The following is a 17,598-nucleotide window of genomic DNA, read 5'->3' as shown; positions in this document are numbered from 1 at the left end:
ATTGGGATTTTTTGGGAAATGGAAGGTGTCGGTAAGTAAGTTTACTAACGTGCTAAAAAAAAGCTGTCAAAGAAAAAGGCCTCCCACATCAGGAAGACCTTTTAGCTAAATAATAAAACTAGATTAAACAGTAACCTTAGGGGCTGCTGCTAAAATATCTGATGATGTTTCTGCCGCAAACTGTTCAAAATTCTTAACGAACTGATCAGCCAAATGGTTGGCAGTTTTATCGTATGCTACTTTATCTGCCCAAGTTTCACGCGGATTTAAAATTTCGCTTGGAACCTCCGGACAAGAAGTAGGGAAGGATAGTTCGAATACCGGCAATGTTTCGTATACAGCATTGTCCAGTTTCCCTGTCAATGCAGCAGTAATCATTGCACGTGTGTAAGACAATTTCATTCGGCTTCCTATACCGTAAGATCCACCTGACCAACCTGTGTTGATCAACCACACCTTGATATCTGTTCCTTGTAGTTTTTCACCCAATAATTTCGCATACTTCGCCGGATGAAGCGGTAAGAATGCTTTTCCGAAACACGCAGAGAATGTTGTTGTAGGTTCTGTAATACCAACTTCTGTTCCGGCAACCTTTGCAGTGTAACCAGACATGAAGTGATACATTGCCTGCTCATTCGTTAAGCGGGAGATCGGAGGCAATACACCGAATGCATCAGCTGTCAGGAAGAAAATATTTTTTGGGCCTGATCCGATAGACGGTTTCATGATGTTATCAATGAAATCAATCGGGTAGGAAACACGGGTGTTTTCTGTAATAGAACCGTCTGTGTAATCCGGAGTTGAAGTTCCTTCGTAGAACCCGATGTTCTCCAGGATTGCACCGAACTTAATCGCATCGTAAATTTGCGGTTCTTTTTCTTTTGAAAGATCGATCGTTTTCGCGTAGCATCCTCCTTCAAAGTTGAATACGGTATTGTCTGACCAACCGTGCTCATCGTCACCAATCAAACGACGATTCGGATCTGATGACAACGTTGTTTTTCCCGTTCCGGATAACCCGAAGAAAATAGCTGTGTCGCCATTCTCTCCAACGTTTGCAGAGCAATGCATGGAAAGTACATTTTTCTCATGAGGCAATACGTAATTCAATACAGAGAAAATTCCTTTTTTGATCTCACCTGTATATCCTGTTCCACCGATAATAATCATTTTACGAGTGAAGTTCAGGATTGCGAAATTTGATTGGCGTGTTCCGTCAATTGCAGGGTCAGCTTTGAATCCGGGAGCGCAAACAATGTTCCACTCTGCCTCAAAATTTTCGATTTCCGCATCAGTGGGACGCAGGAACATGTTGTATGCAAACATGTTTGACCAAGGGAATTCTGCAGTTACACGAATGTTCATTCTGAATTTGTCGTCAGCACAGGCATATGCATCACGAACATACACATCTTTGTCAATCAAATAAGCCTTCATGCGGTTGTATAACGCATCGAATTGTTCTGCAGAAACAGGAATATTCACATCGCCCCACCAAACACTGTCTTCAGTTTTAGCGTCACGGACAACAAAACGATCTTTAGGAGATCTCCCAGTGAATTCACCTGTCTCGATAGCGATCGCTCCGGTGTCTGTTAACACACCCTGACCGCTGATAATCGTGTCTTCCACTAGTTCTGCCGGCGTTAAATTCCAAAATACGTTACCGAGATTTTCTAATCCGATAGTTGCTTTTAAATCGGCGTTTTTTCCTCGTTTACCAAATTCATTCATAAAATGTCTTTTTGTTTTGCTCTTGCGCCTACGCTGTAGCTACTGCGTAAGCGTTGGTGCTAACTAATTTCGGTGCAAAAGTACATGGATTCATGAAAAATTCACCCTTTTTTCAGTATAAATATTAACAGAATAAGAACAAATCCGTTGACTTATAGCTGATAACGCCTTTATTACTAGTTTATTGCAGGTGATGCAGGGTTAATAACTTATTAAACTTTACTTCGTTAAATTCCAATCTTTTGCAATCTGGTATGTACTGAAAAAATCGCCGTCTTTAGCATGTTTGGAAACTTCGCCCCCCTGATTGATGGCAGGACCGGGGTCGATCATTAAGTAATGGCCCCATTTGTTGGCTTTATAAAGAATGATGACTGAACGTCCTTTTTCATCTTTATAGTCGGTGCGCATAATAGTCGGGGTTGCAGGACCTCCCTGAACTTGTTTTTGAGATTCCGAAACGATTTTAAATGCTGTTTTCCATTGTTTTACCAAAACTTCTCCGTTTCCATACTGCACGACCTTATCATCAGTTCCATGGATAACAATTAAATGCGGAAACTCTCCTTTGTAAAGAGAATCCTGTGAGTGAAGTCGCTGACGTAGAATAGAGTCATTGAACATCGTTGGTTGTTTCATTTGTGAAAAGGATTTCATCGGTGAATCTACTTGCTTGTAAGAAGTTCCGGCTAAAATGGCCCCTGAGTTGATACTGCCCGGGTAACAAGCCATGTAATTCACACTCATTGCTGCTCCGGCACTCACTCCGTAAATAAATATTTTGGAAGTGTCAATCGGATAGTGGGAAACCGCATATTTCACCATTTCATGAATGCTGGCAATTTCACCTTTGTCCTTTTCCTGGTCATCTTTCGCAAACCAGTTGAAGCATTTGATCATGTTGTTTGCCGCTTTTTGTTCCGGGTAAAGCACCAGGAAATTCAATGAATCAGCTAATTTATTCCAACCTGATCCGCTTGCGATTTCCGTTGCATCCTGGTTGCAGCCGTGAAGAACCAATACCAGCGGAATTTTACCGCTTGTTTTTTTCACCGGCTCATGAATGTATGCATTCAGGTTTCCCGGGTTTTGAACTATCGAAGCGGTGATGTCGGTTAATTGAGCACTTCCGAAAAAAGGGAAGAGCAGTAGTGAGAAGAGAATCGTTGTTTTCAAATTACCTGGTATTTTTTCATAATGAATGTAGCACTTTTATTTTGACAAATTCCATTTCGAAGTTTGTAATCAAAAAACAGGTCGTTGTCCCTGATCTCCACTTCAAAACATTTGTTGTTTAAGTACGAAGGATGTGAACGAGTGGTTTCGCAAACCTCCAAATCATGGGTGGCAATCATGCCGATCGCATTCAAGCGAACCATTTGTTCTACCATTCCGATTGTTCCGTTTTGCTTGTCATCCGAGTTGGTCCCACGCAGAATTTCATCTAGTAAAACAAAAGCCGGGCCCTGGTTGAGATTATCGATGATTAGTTTCAATCGTTTTACTTCGGAAAAGAAGTAAGAGGTACTTTCCTCCAGTGAATCGCTCAGACGCATGGAAACCAGCAAAGGAATAGGGAAGAAAGTTGCGTTTTCGGCAGGAATAACGGAGCCCGCATTGGATAAAATCACGGCAATTCCAAGTGTTCTTAAAAAAGTACTTTTCCCCGACATATTGGATCCGGTAAGAATCACGAAACGTTCCCGGTCAAACGAAATGGAATTACAAACGCGTTTGTTTTTCGGGATCAGCGGATGCCCCAGATCTTCAAAAGAAATTTGTTTTTCGTTCAAATCAGGAAAGGAATATTCCGGATTGTTGACTTTGAAATTACTGAAGGAAAGAATGCTTTCTACTTCAGCGATCTGTTCAATCCATTGACTGATTGATTCACGGTGTTTCTTCTTCCATTTCACCAGTTGCCGGAATACATGCACATGGAACTGAACCGTTCCGTTCAAAAGAAAAACGGCCATCCCGTTGTTGACGCTGTCCATGTTTCCATATATTTTGGAAGCCTCTTTCAATAGTGTGCTTGCTGCCTGATTTTTGGAATGGATTTTTTCATGGATTTCTTGGAGCTTCGTTGATTTCCAATCCCGTTTCTCTATTAACCGGAGCATTTCGCTGTAAGCCAAAAGTGCAGCACCTATCCGTTCGGTTTTTCCGATCTCATTCTTTATTTTTCCAACGATGGCACCAAACAATAACATGTTTATAACGTATAAGATAACCCCGACATTAAACCAGTAAACCCGGTCAGTTTGCCACAATAAGATCATACTTGTCAATCCCAGTGCTGGAAAAATGAACGCGAGCACGGTGGAAACAATGGATAGTGACTGTCTGGAATCCTGCCAATGTTCAATGTAATTCCGGATTTCATGACTGTCTTTCCCCAGTTTTGCATATACTTGGAAAGCTTGTCTCCATTCGAGGTCTTCTGCGATTTCGGCAATTGCTTCCTGGGAGTTTTTAAGTGCTTCGCTGCTTTGAGTCTGAAGCAGGGAAGCAGCCAGTTTTTCACTCCCGATAACGGTGGATGTGCGGTTTAAATGCTCAAATAATGAGTGCGGACCAAACAAATCGATGTCAAAAGAATAGGGATGTTTCGTGTCCAGGAATTCTTTTCCGTTTTCGTAGTAAGGTTTTGCTTCTTTCAGGAACAAATCTTCCGACTCGTTTAACCATTGATAGGTCACTGCAACCTGGAGCTTGCGTTTTACCCGGAAGTGATAATTCACCAAAAAAGCAAACAATCCGAGAAAACCGATCCCTCCGATTAAAAAAGGCAGCCCGTTTTCTGCCCTGGAATAATAAAAGCAGGTTCCGGAAACGAGCAAAGCAATCAATCTTGACCAACCAATTAACTGAAGCTGTTTATTGATTTGATTAACAGACTCTTGATATGATTTTGATCTTTCAGTATAATCCGGAATCATACAGTTGCCATTTTTTTCAATTCACTCACTGCCTGTTGAATGTTCTTCCAAATATCACTGATTGTTGCATCCATCATATAACAAGGTGCAGAAACAATTTTATTTGCCTGATCTACCTGAATTTCTTTGACGGTTTTGTAAGTGGTGGTTGCTCCCGTTTTTACCAAACCCTGGGAAAATGCTTCAATATCATAAGGAGAAGATTCGGTCGTTGTCCCCAAAGTTAAGGATGGATGAATATCAGAGCCTTCCAGGGCTTTTGCCAAAACTACCGGACTCACACACAAAGCGGCAATGGGTTTCCCAATATTTACCAGATTGACAAGTAATAATTTTACTTCCGGCAAAATAGTTCCGTCCGGACCTTCAAATGCCCAGTTCGTGAAGTTTTTTGCATTTCCGAATCCTCCGGGAATGATTAATCCGTCAATATCTGCCGGTTGTATGTCCTGGATCGGTACAATGTTTCCCCGTGCAATCCTGGCAGCTTCTATGAGCATGTTCCGGGATTCATTCATTGGTTCTCCGGTAAGGTGATTGATTACATGAAACTGATCCGCATCTACTCCAATACAAGTGTATGTGTCTCCTGATTCGGATACTGCCAGCATACTCAGTACGGCTTCCTGAATTTCCGCTCCGTCATAGACTCCTGACCCGGAAAGTAAAATTCCAAAATTCATGGTATTGTGATTTAATATAAAATAGGTAAAAAAAATTTAACCACCCTTCCAGGGTTATAAACCCTGGAACAGTTTTTGTTTTTCAAAAATACGATTCTCCAGCTATTTCGTATCTTTGTTCAAATGGATAAACCAATAATATTTTACGACGGTGATTGCGGTTTTTGCAATAAAACGGTTCAGTTTGTCCTGAATCATGAAAAAAACTCCGAGATCCATTTCTGTGCCCTGCAAAGCGATTTTGCAAAAGATTTTTTTAAAAAGCAGGGAATCCACGAACTGGATTTGTCAACCTTTTATTTTTGGGACGGAAAAAAATTGAATAATCGATCTACTGCAGCACTCAAGGTTTTGAACTATTTGCGTTTTCCATCGAATCTGGGCAAGATAGGTTGGGTTTGTCCTCGCTTTATTCGGGACGGGATTTATAATATGATTGCCAAGCGGCGTATGCGTTTGGCTCCTGCTTTTTGTGCCCTCCCGACGCCTTCGCAGGCTGCCCGGTTTTTGTCCCAAAAAGCGATTTAATTTTTACTTTCTATCAGGAAGTTTTAAATAAAACCAGATGTTAAGAAAGCAATCAATTTTGTGTAAACTCTTGTTAATATCATTCTGAAAATAGAAGGTATGAAGGAAATACTTTCCTTATTTTTGTCCTATGAGAATATCTGCTTCGATTTATTCGGATAAGAAACGCGAACTGTCGGAAACGATCCAAGATTTGGCCGCTCACCATGTGGATCTGCTTCATGTTGATTGTAATGATGACCCTTCTGTTTTTGAAGATATCAGCCGGGTCCGGGCATGGTGTAACATTCCGATCGATTTGCATATCATCACGAAGAACCCATCCAATTATTTCGATTTGCTTCGGGCCGTACCGGTGGAATATGTAACGTTCCAATTGGAGGATTTGGAAGAGGACTTGTTGATTCCTTCCGATATTAAGGGAAAAAAAGGATTGGCAATTATTACTCCGACCCCGATCGAAGCATTTGATACATACAGCAGTTTCGATTTCATTTTGATCATGGCAACCGTTCCCGGACAAAGCGGAGGTGTTTTTGATGCTGTAAACTTCAAGAAAATTCGCGATTTTCAAAAGAAATACCCGTCAAAATCCGTACATGTAGATGGTGGAGTCAACGGAGAAGTTTCCTTCATTTTACGGAATATGGGAGTTCATACTTCGGTTTCCGGATCTTATTTGTTTAACGCACCTAGCGTGGGACATGCATTAATGGACCTGACGAAACGCAATGTGGATTCCCAGTTTTTGGTGAAAGACTTCATGATTCCGCTGACAGAATCACCATCAGTGGGGGAGAATGCATCCATATCTGAAGTGTTGAATTCGGTGGAAGATGGAAAATTGGGCTTTACTTTAGTTGTTGACGAAACAACTAATTTGAGAGGGTTGATTTCCAATGCAGATATCCGCAAAAGTTTAATCCGTACGGGGGGAAATCTGAACAATGAATCCATTGCTGAAATCATGAACTCCAAACCTTTGGTAATTCACGAAACAGCAACAGTCAATGATTTACTGCAGCAAATTAAAAAATACACGTTCCCGATTCTTTATTTACCCGTTGTGGACCAAAACAATAAAGCAAAAGGAATCTTAACATTCGTAAACCTGATTAAAGGGGAAATATGATCATTCATTTAAAAAAATCAGTCAATTCAACTGAAGCAGCTAAACTGGCTGCAGAAAACAAAGCATTCCACCTGGTTTCTCAAGGTATCAATGTATTGGTAACCGGATCCGGTGTGAAAGAAGTTCCTGCAGCTTTGGAATCGGTGACTGAAGCGCATTGGGTATTTCCCAATGACATGCAATTGGCTTCACGAAATTACCGTCCGGAAACCCGTGAAGTGAAAATCGGGGATGTAACGGTAGGTGGAAAAACAGGAAACACCATTCTAATTTCCGGACCATGTTCCGTTGAGTCGGAAGAACAGATCAGGCAATCTTCCGAATTGCTAAAATCCTTGGGATTAACGGCACTTCGCGGTGGATGTTATAAACCGAGAACAAGCCCGTACAGTTTCCAGGGATTGGGATTGGAAGGATTGAAGTTACTCGCTAAGATGCGTGAAGAATATGGATTTGCAGTCGTAACAGAAGCGCGTGACGCAACACATATCGATGAAATCATCGAATATGCGGATGTGATCCAGGTCGGAGCGAAGGCAATGTATGACCAGGGAATTTTACGGGCATGTGCAAAAACGCAGAAAACAGTTTTGATTAAACGTGGATTCGGCACCACTTTACAGGAGTTTGTTCAGGCGGCTGAGTTTGTTCTTTCCGGTGGAAATGAAAACGTAGTTCTATGTGAGCGCGGGATACGTACTTTTGAAACGGGTACGCGTTTTACATTGGACTTGTGCGGAGTGGAATGGTTGAAGCACTATACAAATCTTCCTGTCATTTTGGATCCGAGTCATGCAATGGGATACGCATATGGTGTGGCAGGGTTGTCCCGGGCATGTATTGCTTTGGGAGTTGACGGATTATTGGTGGAAGTTCATCCGAATCCCAAAGTTGCCAAATCCGATGCTTCCCAGCAATTGAATCATGAGGAATTCAAGCAATTGTTACAAACACTTCATCCGATTGCAGCAAGCGTTGGATATAAAATGGTATAATCTTGTTTTTAGAGCAAAATATAAAAGGTCTTTGTGCAAAATTCGGGGTCGATTTTTATCAGATGCTGAAGGACTTTGACATAGACGGGGTCACCGAATTGTCTGTCCTGGATTTGGAAGCAATAGCAGAGGAGTATGAAGTTGATTTTTATTCCCTGTTGTTCAAGCCATTATTTGTCTTTGATCATTTGAAATCCAAGATTGAAAAGATCAAGTTCCTAATCCTGGATGTGGATGGTGTCATGACAGATGGAGGAATGTATTATACAGAATCGGGAGACCAGGTGAAAAAATACAATTCCAAAGATGGAATGGGTATAATGAAAGCTCAGGAAAAAGGATTGCTTTGTGGGATTATTTCATCGGCATTTACGGATCAAATGGTTCGAAACAGGGCTGAGACACTGAATATAACTCGAGTTTATGTCGGTAGAGATCAGAAAATTACGATTCTAAGACAATGGTGTGAGGAATTGTCCATTACTTTGAATGAGGTAGCAATTATTGGTGATGACATCAATGATTTGTCCATTATGCGCGAGGTTGGACTGAGCGCGTGTCCGAAAGATGCCGTTCAGGAAGTCAAGAAAGAGGTAGATATTGTATTAACAAAAAATGGCGGTACGGGTGTTGTGAGAGAATTTATCGATAATTTTCTGCTTTCCGAACCAATAAAAGAATTTTAAACAACAACATGAATCAAGTGAAATTAGGCATCATCCGGGAAGGAAAAGTGCCGCCTGATAAGCGGGTTCCACTTACACCAAAGCAATGCAGGTTAGTTGAAATGAAATTTCCACAAGTGAAAGTTTTTGTTCAGGAAAGTGAGATCCGTGCATTCAGTGATGAAGAGTACGCGGCTGAGGGGATTGAAGTGGTGAAGGATTTGTCGGATTGTGACGTTATTATGGGAGTGAAAGAGGTAAATATTGAAGACCTGATCCCGGGAAAGAAATTCCTGTTCTTTTCACACACCATTAAAAAACAACCCTATAACAGGAATTTACTAAGGGCGATCCTGGACAAGAAAATTCAATTGATCGATTACGAAGTTCTGAAGTCCAAAGAAAATAAACGCATTATCGGTTTTGGTCGCTATGCCGGAATTGTAGGTGCTTATAACGGAATCCGTGCCTACGGAGAAAAAACAAATACTTTTCATTTGAAACCGGCCAATGAATGTGTAGGCAGAAAAGAAATGGAAAACGAATTGCATAAAGCGGTTTTTCCTGAAAACATGAAACTGGTTTTAACCGGTTTTGGAAGAGTGGGGTACGGAGCGCGCGAGATTATGGATATTTTGCCGTTTACGGAAGTGAGCCCGGAAGAATTTCTGAGCGAAAAATTTGACACGCCGGTTTTTACACATTTGGAAATCGAAGATTACTACCGACGTAAAGACGGGAAACCGTTCGTTAAGCAGGAATTTTATGCGACACCGGAGCTGTATGAATCCAGTTTCAAAAGATATTCTGAAGAGGCAGACGTGTATGTTGCCTGTCATTTCTGGAGCAATAAATCACCGTTCATTCTCACCGATTCGGATTTGAGATCCGATAAAAACAAGATCAAGGTGATTGCGGATGTTTCCTGTGATATCCAGGGACCGATTGCATCCACACTGCGGGCTTCCAAAATTGCAGATCCGTTTTACGGGTACGATCCGGAAACACGACAGGAATGCGATTGGAAACAAGAAGGGTCGATCATGGTAATGGCAGTAGATAACCTGCCGTGCGAATTACCGAAAGATGCTTCGGAGGATTTTGGAAACGAATTGATCAAATCTGTTTTCCCTCATTTATTCGGCGATGATCCGGATAATATCATTGGAAGAGGTTCCGAAACGGATTTGAATGGAAATTTAACTTCTTACTTTGCATACCTGAATGATTATGTCAATCAGGTGACAGCTTAAAACCCTGCTATGGCGATACAGAAAGGCGACAAAAAAGTTATCAGGGGATGGGTCATGTATGACTGGGCAAACTCCGTCTACAACCTGGTGATCTCATCTGCCATCTTCCCGATTTTCTATGATAACGTAACAACAAAACATTTCAAGGAGACTCACGGTTATCTGGAAACTCAAAGTTTGCCGGATGGCGTAAATGTCACCGTGAATTTCTTTGGTTGGGAACTGTCCAATACGGCTTTGATGAGTTTTGTGCTTTCTGCCTCGTTCTTGTGTGTATCCTTCTTTTCGCCTTTTTTGTCCGGAATCGCAGATTATTTGGGAAATAAGAAGCGCTTTTTACAGTTTTTCTGTTACTTGGGTGCGGCATCCTGTATGACGCTTTATTTCTTTGATCCGGCTAAAATAGAACTGGGACTGACCAGTTTGTTCTTTGCCAGCATAGGTTTCTGGAACAGTTTGGTTTTCTACAATGCCTATCTGCCGGAAATTGCCGAACCGAAAGATCACGATAAAATATCGGCAAGAGGTTTTTCTATGGGATATATTGGGTCTATGATCCTATTAATTATTTGTTTAGTACTAATCCAAACAAAGACCCTTGAAGCAAAATGGTGTTTCGTTCTTGTAGGAATCTGGTGGTTATTATTCTCCCAATTCACCTACCGCGTACTTCCGAATTCCGTCAGAAAGGAAACGAAGGAAAAAGGGTATATCTGGAAAGGGTTCCGGGAATTACGGCACGTTTTCATGGAATTCAGACAAACTATCCGTTTAAAGAAATACTTGACGGCATTTTTCTTTTTCAATACAGGGGTACAAACCGTGATGTTGATGGCCACTTTTTTTGCGAAAAAGGAAATTCTGTGGCCTGTAAAAGATGGGAAGCCGGATGACAGCGGATTGATCATTGCTATTTTGCTCATTCAGTTATTAGGTGCCGGAGGTGCATTTATCATGTCGCGACTTTCAAGACGTATCGGGAATATCCGGACATTGGGAATCTCTATTGTGATTTGGATAGGAATTTGTTGCGCAGCGTTTATTATTAAAACGCCGGTTCAGTTTTATGCATTGGCAGCAACTGTCGGTTTGGTAATGGGAGGTGTGCAGGCAATGGCTCGTTCTACGTATTCCAAGTTTCTACCTGAAACAGAAGATCACGCAAGTTATTTTTCTTTTTATGATGCGACAGAAAAGATCGGTATCGTAACGGGTACCTTGTTTTTCGGAACAATGGAAATTATTTTCGATGACATGCGCTTTTCAGTCGTTTCTGTGGCGTTCTTCTTTGTAGTCGGATTAGTGATGCTGTTCCGGATACCTAAGCACGAACGCAGTGATTTGGAAGGAGTATACGAATAATTATCAAGAAGTGCATATCCTTGATTATTGACAATTCGCTTGACATATCAATCATTGTCAGTTGCAATCAAAAAAAATAGATTTGGATAAACTTTTTTCTGGAAAGGTGCGTTATTGCTTTTAAGCACGCCGTTTTTATGAAATTTTGGTTTCTTTTTCTAATTATTTTCTCAAGTTGTTTATTCAACCGAATTCATGCGCAAATTTCCGGCGTGATTAATCAGTACACACCTGTGACCAGTATTTCATGTAATCAGATTGAAGTGCAGAACACTTCTTTTCTTTCAGTTGGAGACCGTGTACTGATTATTCAAATGAAAGGCGCAGAGATTAATACCGGCAATACACCGGCTTTCGGCACGATAACAGATTACCACCATTGCGGACGTTATGAGTTTGCAACTGTTTCATCGATTTCGGGAAATGCGGTTTCGTTTCAATACCGATTGTTAAATACCTATGAAGTAACTGGCTATGTGCAGCTTATCCGTGTTCCTCAGTATACCAATGTTACAGTTACGGGCACGTTGACGGCTCAGGGTTGGAATGGAAGTACCGGTGGTGTTTTGGTAATGGAAGTTTCCGGAACATTGACTTTAAACGCGCCTGTTTCATTGAACGGGAAAGGGTTTAACGGTTCATTTTCATCATTAAATCCGGATGGAGGGTGCGGTAATTTTCCTGATTACTTTTATCCGGTTGCATCCGGTTACGGAGCTCAAAAAGGAGAAGGAATTGCAGAAGTTCCTTTTACCATGAATGGAGGTCGTGGCGCACTGGGAAATGGCGGTGGCGGCGGAAATAAGCACAACACAGGTGGCGGTGGCGGTTCCAATGGGACCAAAGGCGGACGGGGTGGCGATCAGGCATTTTTTTGCGGGCAACAACCTGTCGGTGGAGAAGGTGGGACTGCATTGGATTACAGTAACGGAAGACTTTTCATGGGAGGCGGAGGCGGATCTCCTGATTTTAATGACGGAGCGGGAAGTGCCGGAGGAAACGGAGGAGGGATCATTCTGATTCGTGCGGCAACAATCCTATCCAATAATATGATTATCGAATCGTGTGGTGAAAACGTTGTTTCCGTTCCCAATACGATTGGAGATGGTGCTGGCGGCGGCGGCGCAGGTGGCACTATTGCTTTGGATGTAAATGCATTCAGCGGAAATGTGATCTTACGCGTGGATGGTGGTAACGGAGGGGATATACAGACGACGTATCCATCCTGTTTTGGTCCTGGCGGTGGAGGTGGAACCGGTGCGATCCAATTTTCAGGAAGTGTACTTCCTGCAGCCAATGTAACCACTTCATTCGTTCCCGGTGATCCGGGAATTAACATATCCAACAATTCCAATTGTGCTCAACAGCCCTATGGAGCGACTGCCGGTCAGTGGGGGCCGCTTTATTCTTTTAATATAGGCTTTCCGGAAAGTACCGTGCCTTTTAGTTCAATTAATATCGGTCCGGATATCGAAGTGTGCGAAGAGAGCGTCACGATAACCACAACTATTATTGCAGCTTCTTATTTGTGGTCTACCGGTGAAACCACTCCTTATATAACGGTTTCTACTTCCGGGGATTATTGGCTTTCCGTAGTTTATGGTCCGACGAGTTGTTCGGCCAGAGATACCATTTCGGTTAACCTGAATAATTTAAGTATAGACGCGGGGCCAGACCAAACGATCTGTAGCGGAGAAAATGTCCTGTTGCACGCTTTCTCAATGAGTAACAATGCTGTAATGAGCTGGAATAACGGCGTTGTTAATGATCAACCATTTTACCCACAAATGACAACTGTTTACACAGTAGTTGCTGTAAGTCCCAACGGGGAATGCACGGCTACGGACAGTGTATTGGTCACGGTGAATCCTTTTCCGGTCATTTCAGTTAATCCTTCCGTAACTTCCGGTTGTGCCCCTTTGACTGTTTCGTTCAATAATACAACAACCGATTGTACTTCTTCTACCTGGACTTTTTCGGATGGAACGACCATTTCCGGGTGCGGAAATCAATCTGTGATATTTGACAATCCGGGTTGTTATGACCTGTCTCTGGAAGTAACTTCGAGTGGCGGTTGTGTTGATACAATGGATTTTGACTCGCTCATTTGTGTATCGGCTTCTCCGACAGCATTATTTTCGCCTGTACCCGCAATTTTGAATGATGAGAATTCAACGACTACCATGATCAACAATTCGGTAGGTGGGAATCAGTATGAATGGAATTTTGGTGATAATACCTTTTCAACTCTTTTTGAACCGGCTCACAGTTATTCTCCGAATGCATTTGGTTCGTATCGAATTGCATTAACTGTTACGAATGAAGATGGTTGCAGTGATATTGCGTATGGGGTTATTTACATGGAAGGCGGAAGTATTTACTACGTCCCGAATACGTTTACACCGGATGGGAATGAGTTCAACCAGGTCTTTCGTCCTGTTTTTGCTTACGGAGTTGATCCTGCTGATTTCAATTTCCTGGTTTTCAATCGCTGGGGAGAAGTGGTTTTCGAATCAAATGATCCGGAAGTCGGGTGGGATGGCACGTATCACGATGAATTGGTTTCGGATGGAATTTATATTTGGCGAATTGAGTTTGGTTCTATTTGGAACAGTGAAAGGGAAGTGGTTCATGGTCATGTGAATTTGTTGAAGTGAATAATAAATTGACGTAATAACGCAAGGTTACGTCACAGGTGGCACTGAAATGAGGGGGGGACTCTGCAAATATCTGGTATAACCAAATACATTGATATTGTTGTCGTAACAGGAAAATAAAACGCAGGATATGCAGGCAATGAAATGCGTGTTTAATTTTGATTCACGTTCGACCGTTGATCGGGTAAAAAAAAAGGCCAATCTGCGGTAGACTGGCCTTTCAATGATCAATGAGCTTCTTCTTCCGGATCAGGAGGGAAGATCTTCTCAGGGTTTTTAATATTCTGCATGCGGTCAATGAAATCTTCCAATTGAGAGATAGTCAATTGCTTCGCGATAATTTTTTTGTCTTTATCCAACACGAAGATTCTTGGTGTTGCATAGATATCATAGGTATCATGATAATTCAACGCTTCCAGTGTCGTGTATTTGGGGATAAACTGCCGTGGGTCAGCGGTTGCATCTTCAAATAATTTCTTGGTCAATCCCACATTGATAAACTCGAGTTTGTTATCGCGAATGAATTTTTTCCACTTCTCGAAATCTTCTCCTGTTGCTTTTCCTACCGCAAAAATCTCTACGTTCCGCTGTTTGAATTTCTTTTCGTACAAAGTCTGTAATTTCGGAGTCGTTTTTTTACAATGCCCGCATTCAGGGTCCCAGAAATAAAGAATGGTGTATTCGCTTTTCAGGCTGTAGAAGTCCTTCCAGTTTACATCTGTCGTATCCCGTAAGCTGATGTTTGGTGGGCGAACACCCTGCACGAGGTTCATTTTAATCTTGTTTTCCTCACACAATTCTTTCAGCTTTTCTTTGTCTTTCATCCAGTAAGCAATCGAATTTCCTTCAGCATCATTCTGACAGTAGTAACGATTGACCATGTAGACATAGACTTTGTCCATTCCCATGATGTTTGACTTCGCAAAAGTATTGGTAATGTAATCTACGGAATATTTGAATAATTCTGATTTTTTGTCCAATTGATCGCAGAACGGGAATGCAAAGGCCAAAACCGTATCCGGATGTTGGATCAACATATTTTTTCCAAAAAAGTATTCCATTTTAGAACCGAAAACCGGTGTATTTACCAAGCGGTCATCTTTCAGGTCTATATTGTCCCAGTAGTGGGAACGGTAGTATTCGTATCGATAGTTGGGATTGATCACTTTTCCGTTTGCATCTTTCGGTGCTTCGGGAACTTGAACATCCATCGACATTTTAATGATTTTGGAAACTAATTTTGTGGGATTGTTCTTTTGTAAATCTGTTTGGTAGGCTGCAACTAATTTGGAAACAGAGTCCATCTTCTCTCCGAAACTTTTGTATTCAGGATCTCCTTCTTTGTATTTTTCCCGTTCTTTGGAGAATCCTGTTGCTACTTTGCGTTGTTCCTGCAAATAGTTGATGTAAGCAACAAATACTTTGTTCTCCTCTGATTTCTTTACCTTCATATTGGTAACAAAATCGGGAGCTTTTGTCTCGATATTGATGTCTTCTTTGTTGTATATGACTTCGAAGTATTTTTGCCCGGGCATTAATAAAGCAACGATTCCCGGTTTTAGATCCGGTTTAGCGGTAAATTCAACTACTCCGCCTTTCATTTCAGCTGTATCGGCATAAAACAGCTTAGAGCCATAATATTTTGTCAGGAAAACGGTGGTGTCTTTGGCTCCTTCTACTTTGAAGCGCAGTTTTTGACTAAATCCAAATGTTGATACAAGCAGTAAGGGAATTACTAGAAGTTGTTTCATGTTTGCGTGTTTATTTATTATCATGACGTAGCAAATTTAATAAAGTCATTGGTTTAACAGAAAATTAACCATTGTTCTGTTCGTAAATTCCCTTGCGGGCGCTTAAATAGGAGGCGAGTGCGAACAGGGAATAAGCAAAAACCAATGCAAGAATACTCAGCACACTTAAACTCGTATCGATATACAAACCTCCATCCTTTAATAGGGAGTCTAAAAATAACTTAAATCCGATAAAGGAAGCCAGACTTAGCATGCCAATTACTCCAAAAACTTTGGAAAAGTAAACAAAGAAGTTCTTTACCAATGAATTAGGATGATGTCCCAAACGCATCAAAGTTCGTACTTCGTATAAATTCTTACTCAATAACAACTGGAGGTATTGAATTAAAACCAAACCGGAAAGGAACACTGCAATGACGGAAATTCCCAAAACCACGAGAATCAGCGTTCCGACAGTACTTTTTAAACGACCGATAGCAACCTGTGCATTTTTGGATTCCAGGTGTTTTTCTTGCAGCATGTGTTCTACCAGTCCAAATTCATTCTCTTTTCCGGAAATCATGATCTGCGTGATCTTTTGTTCTGTATTCGGAGCGAAACGATTGTTTGCCCACGTCATAAAGTTTTGAGGAACCAATACAGAAGGCATATCATTTGAAAAGCCAATTATTTTGCACGAAATATACTGTTTCCCGGTGTCGCTGATCAGGGCAAACTTGAATTTGATATCCATAGCCAGTTCATCACTGATCTGGGGCATGTTTTTCGAACTCATGAACATGTTCATCATAACGAGCAAGTCGCGTGGCATGAGAATAGGAACAAGTGTGTCGCCATCTTTCCAATGGAAATCAGTTAAGTTGATATCCAGGAAGTCCGGATCTACGGTTTGAATGAAAATATCTCCTCTGAATCGTGGCACAGAGGGATCTGCTGTTTCGATCGTGATGTTGAAGTTATTCGATTCAACGGGCTGTACATCCAGAATGAAGGGTTTCTTTTTCATCTCTTCGATTTCGCTCAGCGAGAAATCGGTTTTGGCCAGATTGAGTGTGTTGAAGCTGGAAACTTTCTTTTGAACGATAACGGTGTTCGGACCGAGTATTTCTGCTCCTTTCCCAAAATCATTGACCTTGATCAGGTAGTGAATGGAAGTAATCAGGAAGGTCATTCCCAGAAAAGCTCCGATAACAGCAATTACCAATTGGCGTTTGTCCTGGTATTGAAATAATAATTTGCGTAACATGGCTCAGAGCTTTAATTCGTAATCGTAAGAAAAACGGTTGTCATCATCCAGAGATGTGAGTACAAATCCTGCTTTTTGTCTGGTACATTCCGCATCGATCATAGACAAACAGCGCAAACTGTTTCGTTCATCCAGGTGGGAAAAAGGTTCGTCGAGAATCAGCCAGTTGAATGGCTGACAAAGAGATCGTACAATTGCCACACGCTGTTGTTGTCCCATCGACAAGAGTCCGCATGGATCATTCCACTTATGATCGATCTCCAATTCGGCCAGCATGGTTTTGATTTCAGATTCCGTTTTATAGCCGGTCAATTGATTCTTTAGCAACAAGTTTTCTGCTACGGTCAATTTATGGAAAAGCTGCAGGTCCTGGAATACGGTGGATATTTTTCGTTGACGGATTTCTACCCATTCATCTACAGAAAACGTTTTGATGTCGCGCCCATTATACAGAATGTTTCCGTCGTAATCTTTCCGGATCCCGAAAATTGTCAGGGAAAAAGTCGATTTTCCTTTTCCGGAAGATGCATTCAGGAGGATTTTTTTGCCGGTCTCAAGCTGTGCGCTGTTTCCCCAAATACTCTCTGTTCCATGAGAAATGGAAGCGAGCGGAAATGGCATCACCTGGTTAAATTGAATGTTCATCTTAG

The 17,598-nt window shown here is 41.6% G+C and carries 14 protein-coding genes; 7 read left to right on the top strand and 7 right to left on the bottom strand.

The genetic code is table 11. The annotated features are described in order from the left end of the window. Window positions 1-123: 123 nt before the first annotated feature. The 4 genes from pckA to elbB form a co-directional block, all read right to left on the bottom strand. Window positions 124-1,734 (bottom strand): phosphoenolpyruvate carboxykinase (ATP), encoded by a 1,611-nt coding sequence (gene pckA / locus FO442_RS01755; RefSeq protein ID WP_144331414.1) that lies wholly within the window; start codon window positions 1,732-1,734, stop codon window positions 124-126. A gap of 219 nt (window positions 1,735-1,953) precedes the next feature. Further along, window positions 1,954-2,910, bottom strand: coding sequence for an extracellular catalytic domain type 1 short-chain-length polyhydroxyalkanoate depolymerase (locus FO442_RS01750; RefSeq protein ID WP_186279830.1), 957 nt, complete (start codon window positions 2,908-2,910; stop codon window positions 1,954-1,956). Next, a complete protein-coding gene (locus FO442_RS01745) occupies window positions 2,907-4,676 on the bottom strand; it encodes a MutS-related protein (protein ID WP_144331412.1) in 1,770 nt (589 codons plus the stop codon). Before FO442_RS01745 ends, FO442_RS01750 begins: the two co-directional genes overlap by 4 nt. Then, on the bottom strand, window positions 4,673-5,359 hold the full coding sequence (gene elbB, locus FO442_RS01740) for an isoprenoid biosynthesis glyoxalase ElbB (protein WP_144331411.1): 687 nt from the start codon (window positions 5,357-5,359) through the stop codon (window positions 4,673-4,675). Before elbB ends, FO442_RS01745 begins: the two co-directional genes overlap by 4 nt. Before the next feature lie 123 nt (window positions 5,360-5,482). Here elbB and FO442_RS01735 point away from each other — a divergent pair, with 123 nt between their 5' ends. The 7 genes from FO442_RS01735 to FO442_RS01705 all read left to right on the top strand — a co-directional run bounded on the left by FO442_RS01735 (window position 5,483) and on the right by FO442_RS01705 (window position 13,951). Beyond that, on the top strand, window positions 5,483-5,887 hold the full coding sequence (locus tag FO442_RS01735) for a thiol-disulfide oxidoreductase DCC family protein (RefSeq protein WP_144331410.1): 405 nt from the start codon (window positions 5,483-5,485) through the stop codon (window positions 5,885-5,887). Window positions 5,888-6,017: 130 nt separating this feature from the next. Next, window positions 6,018-7,019 (top strand): CBS domain-containing protein, encoded by a 1,002-nt coding sequence (locus tag FO442_RS01730; protein WP_144331409.1) that lies wholly within the window; start codon window positions 6,018-6,020, stop codon window positions 7,017-7,019. After that, window positions 7,016-8,014, top strand: coding sequence for a 3-deoxy-7-phosphoheptulonate synthase (aroF, locus tag FO442_RS01725; protein WP_144331408.1), 999 nt, complete (start codon window positions 7,016-7,018; stop codon window positions 8,012-8,014). The genes FO442_RS01730 and aroF overlap by 4 nt, the downstream gene beginning before the upstream one ends. A 62-nt stretch (window positions 8,015-8,076) precedes the next feature. Continuing rightward, entirely contained in the window at window positions 8,077-8,700 is a 624-nt protein-coding gene (locus FO442_RS01720) for a KdsC family phosphatase (RefSeq protein WP_246073801.1), read from the top strand. A gap of 8 nt (window positions 8,701-8,708) precedes the next feature. Beyond that, window positions 8,709-9,932, top strand: a complete 1,224-nt coding sequence (locus FO442_RS01715) for an NAD(P)-dependent oxidoreductase (protein ID WP_144331406.1) — start codon at window positions 8,709-8,711, stop codon at window positions 9,930-9,932. A gap of 9 nt (window positions 9,933-9,941) precedes the next feature. After that, the gene (locus tag FO442_RS01710; protein ID WP_144331405.1) at window positions 9,942-11,294 is read left to right on the top strand and encodes an MFS transporter; all 1,353 of its coding nucleotides are present in this window, start codon (window positions 9,942-9,944) and stop codon (window positions 11,292-11,294) included. A gap of 212 nt (window positions 11,295-11,506) precedes the next feature. Continuing rightward, entirely contained in the window at window positions 11,507-13,951 is a 2,445-nt protein-coding gene (locus tag FO442_RS01705; protein ID WP_144331404.1) for a PKD domain-containing protein, read from the top strand. A 227-nt stretch (window positions 13,952-14,178) separates the two neighbouring features. On the opposite strand, the gene FO442_RS01700 is transcribed toward FO442_RS01705, so the two are convergent. The 3 genes from FO442_RS01700 to FO442_RS01690 form a co-directional block, all read right to left on the bottom strand. After that, a complete protein-coding gene (locus tag FO442_RS01700) occupies window positions 14,179-15,702 on the bottom strand; it encodes a thioredoxin-like domain-containing protein (protein WP_186279828.1) in 1,524 nt (507 codons plus the stop codon). A gap of 64 nt (window positions 15,703-15,766) precedes the next feature. Continuing rightward, window positions 15,767-16,948: a hypothetical protein gene (locus FO442_RS01695; protein ID WP_144331402.1), complete on the bottom strand. Its 1,182-nt coding sequence runs from the start codon at window positions 16,946-16,948 to the stop codon at window positions 15,767-15,769. Between the two features lie 3 nt (window positions 16,949-16,951). Continuing rightward, window positions 16,952-17,593, bottom strand: coding sequence for an ATP-binding cassette domain-containing protein (locus FO442_RS01690; RefSeq protein ID WP_144331401.1), 642 nt, complete (start codon window positions 17,591-17,593; stop codon window positions 16,952-16,954). Window positions 17,594-17,598: the final 5 nt, after the last annotated feature.

It is taken from the genome of Fluviicola chungangensis (assembly GCF_007558725.1).
Classification (GTDB): domain Bacteria; phylum Bacteroidota; class Bacteroidia; order Flavobacteriales_D; family Crocinitomicaceae; genus Fluviicola; species Fluviicola chungangensis.
Note: the sequence above shows the minus strand (reverse complement) of the source record. Positions and strands in the feature narration are given on the sequence as shown.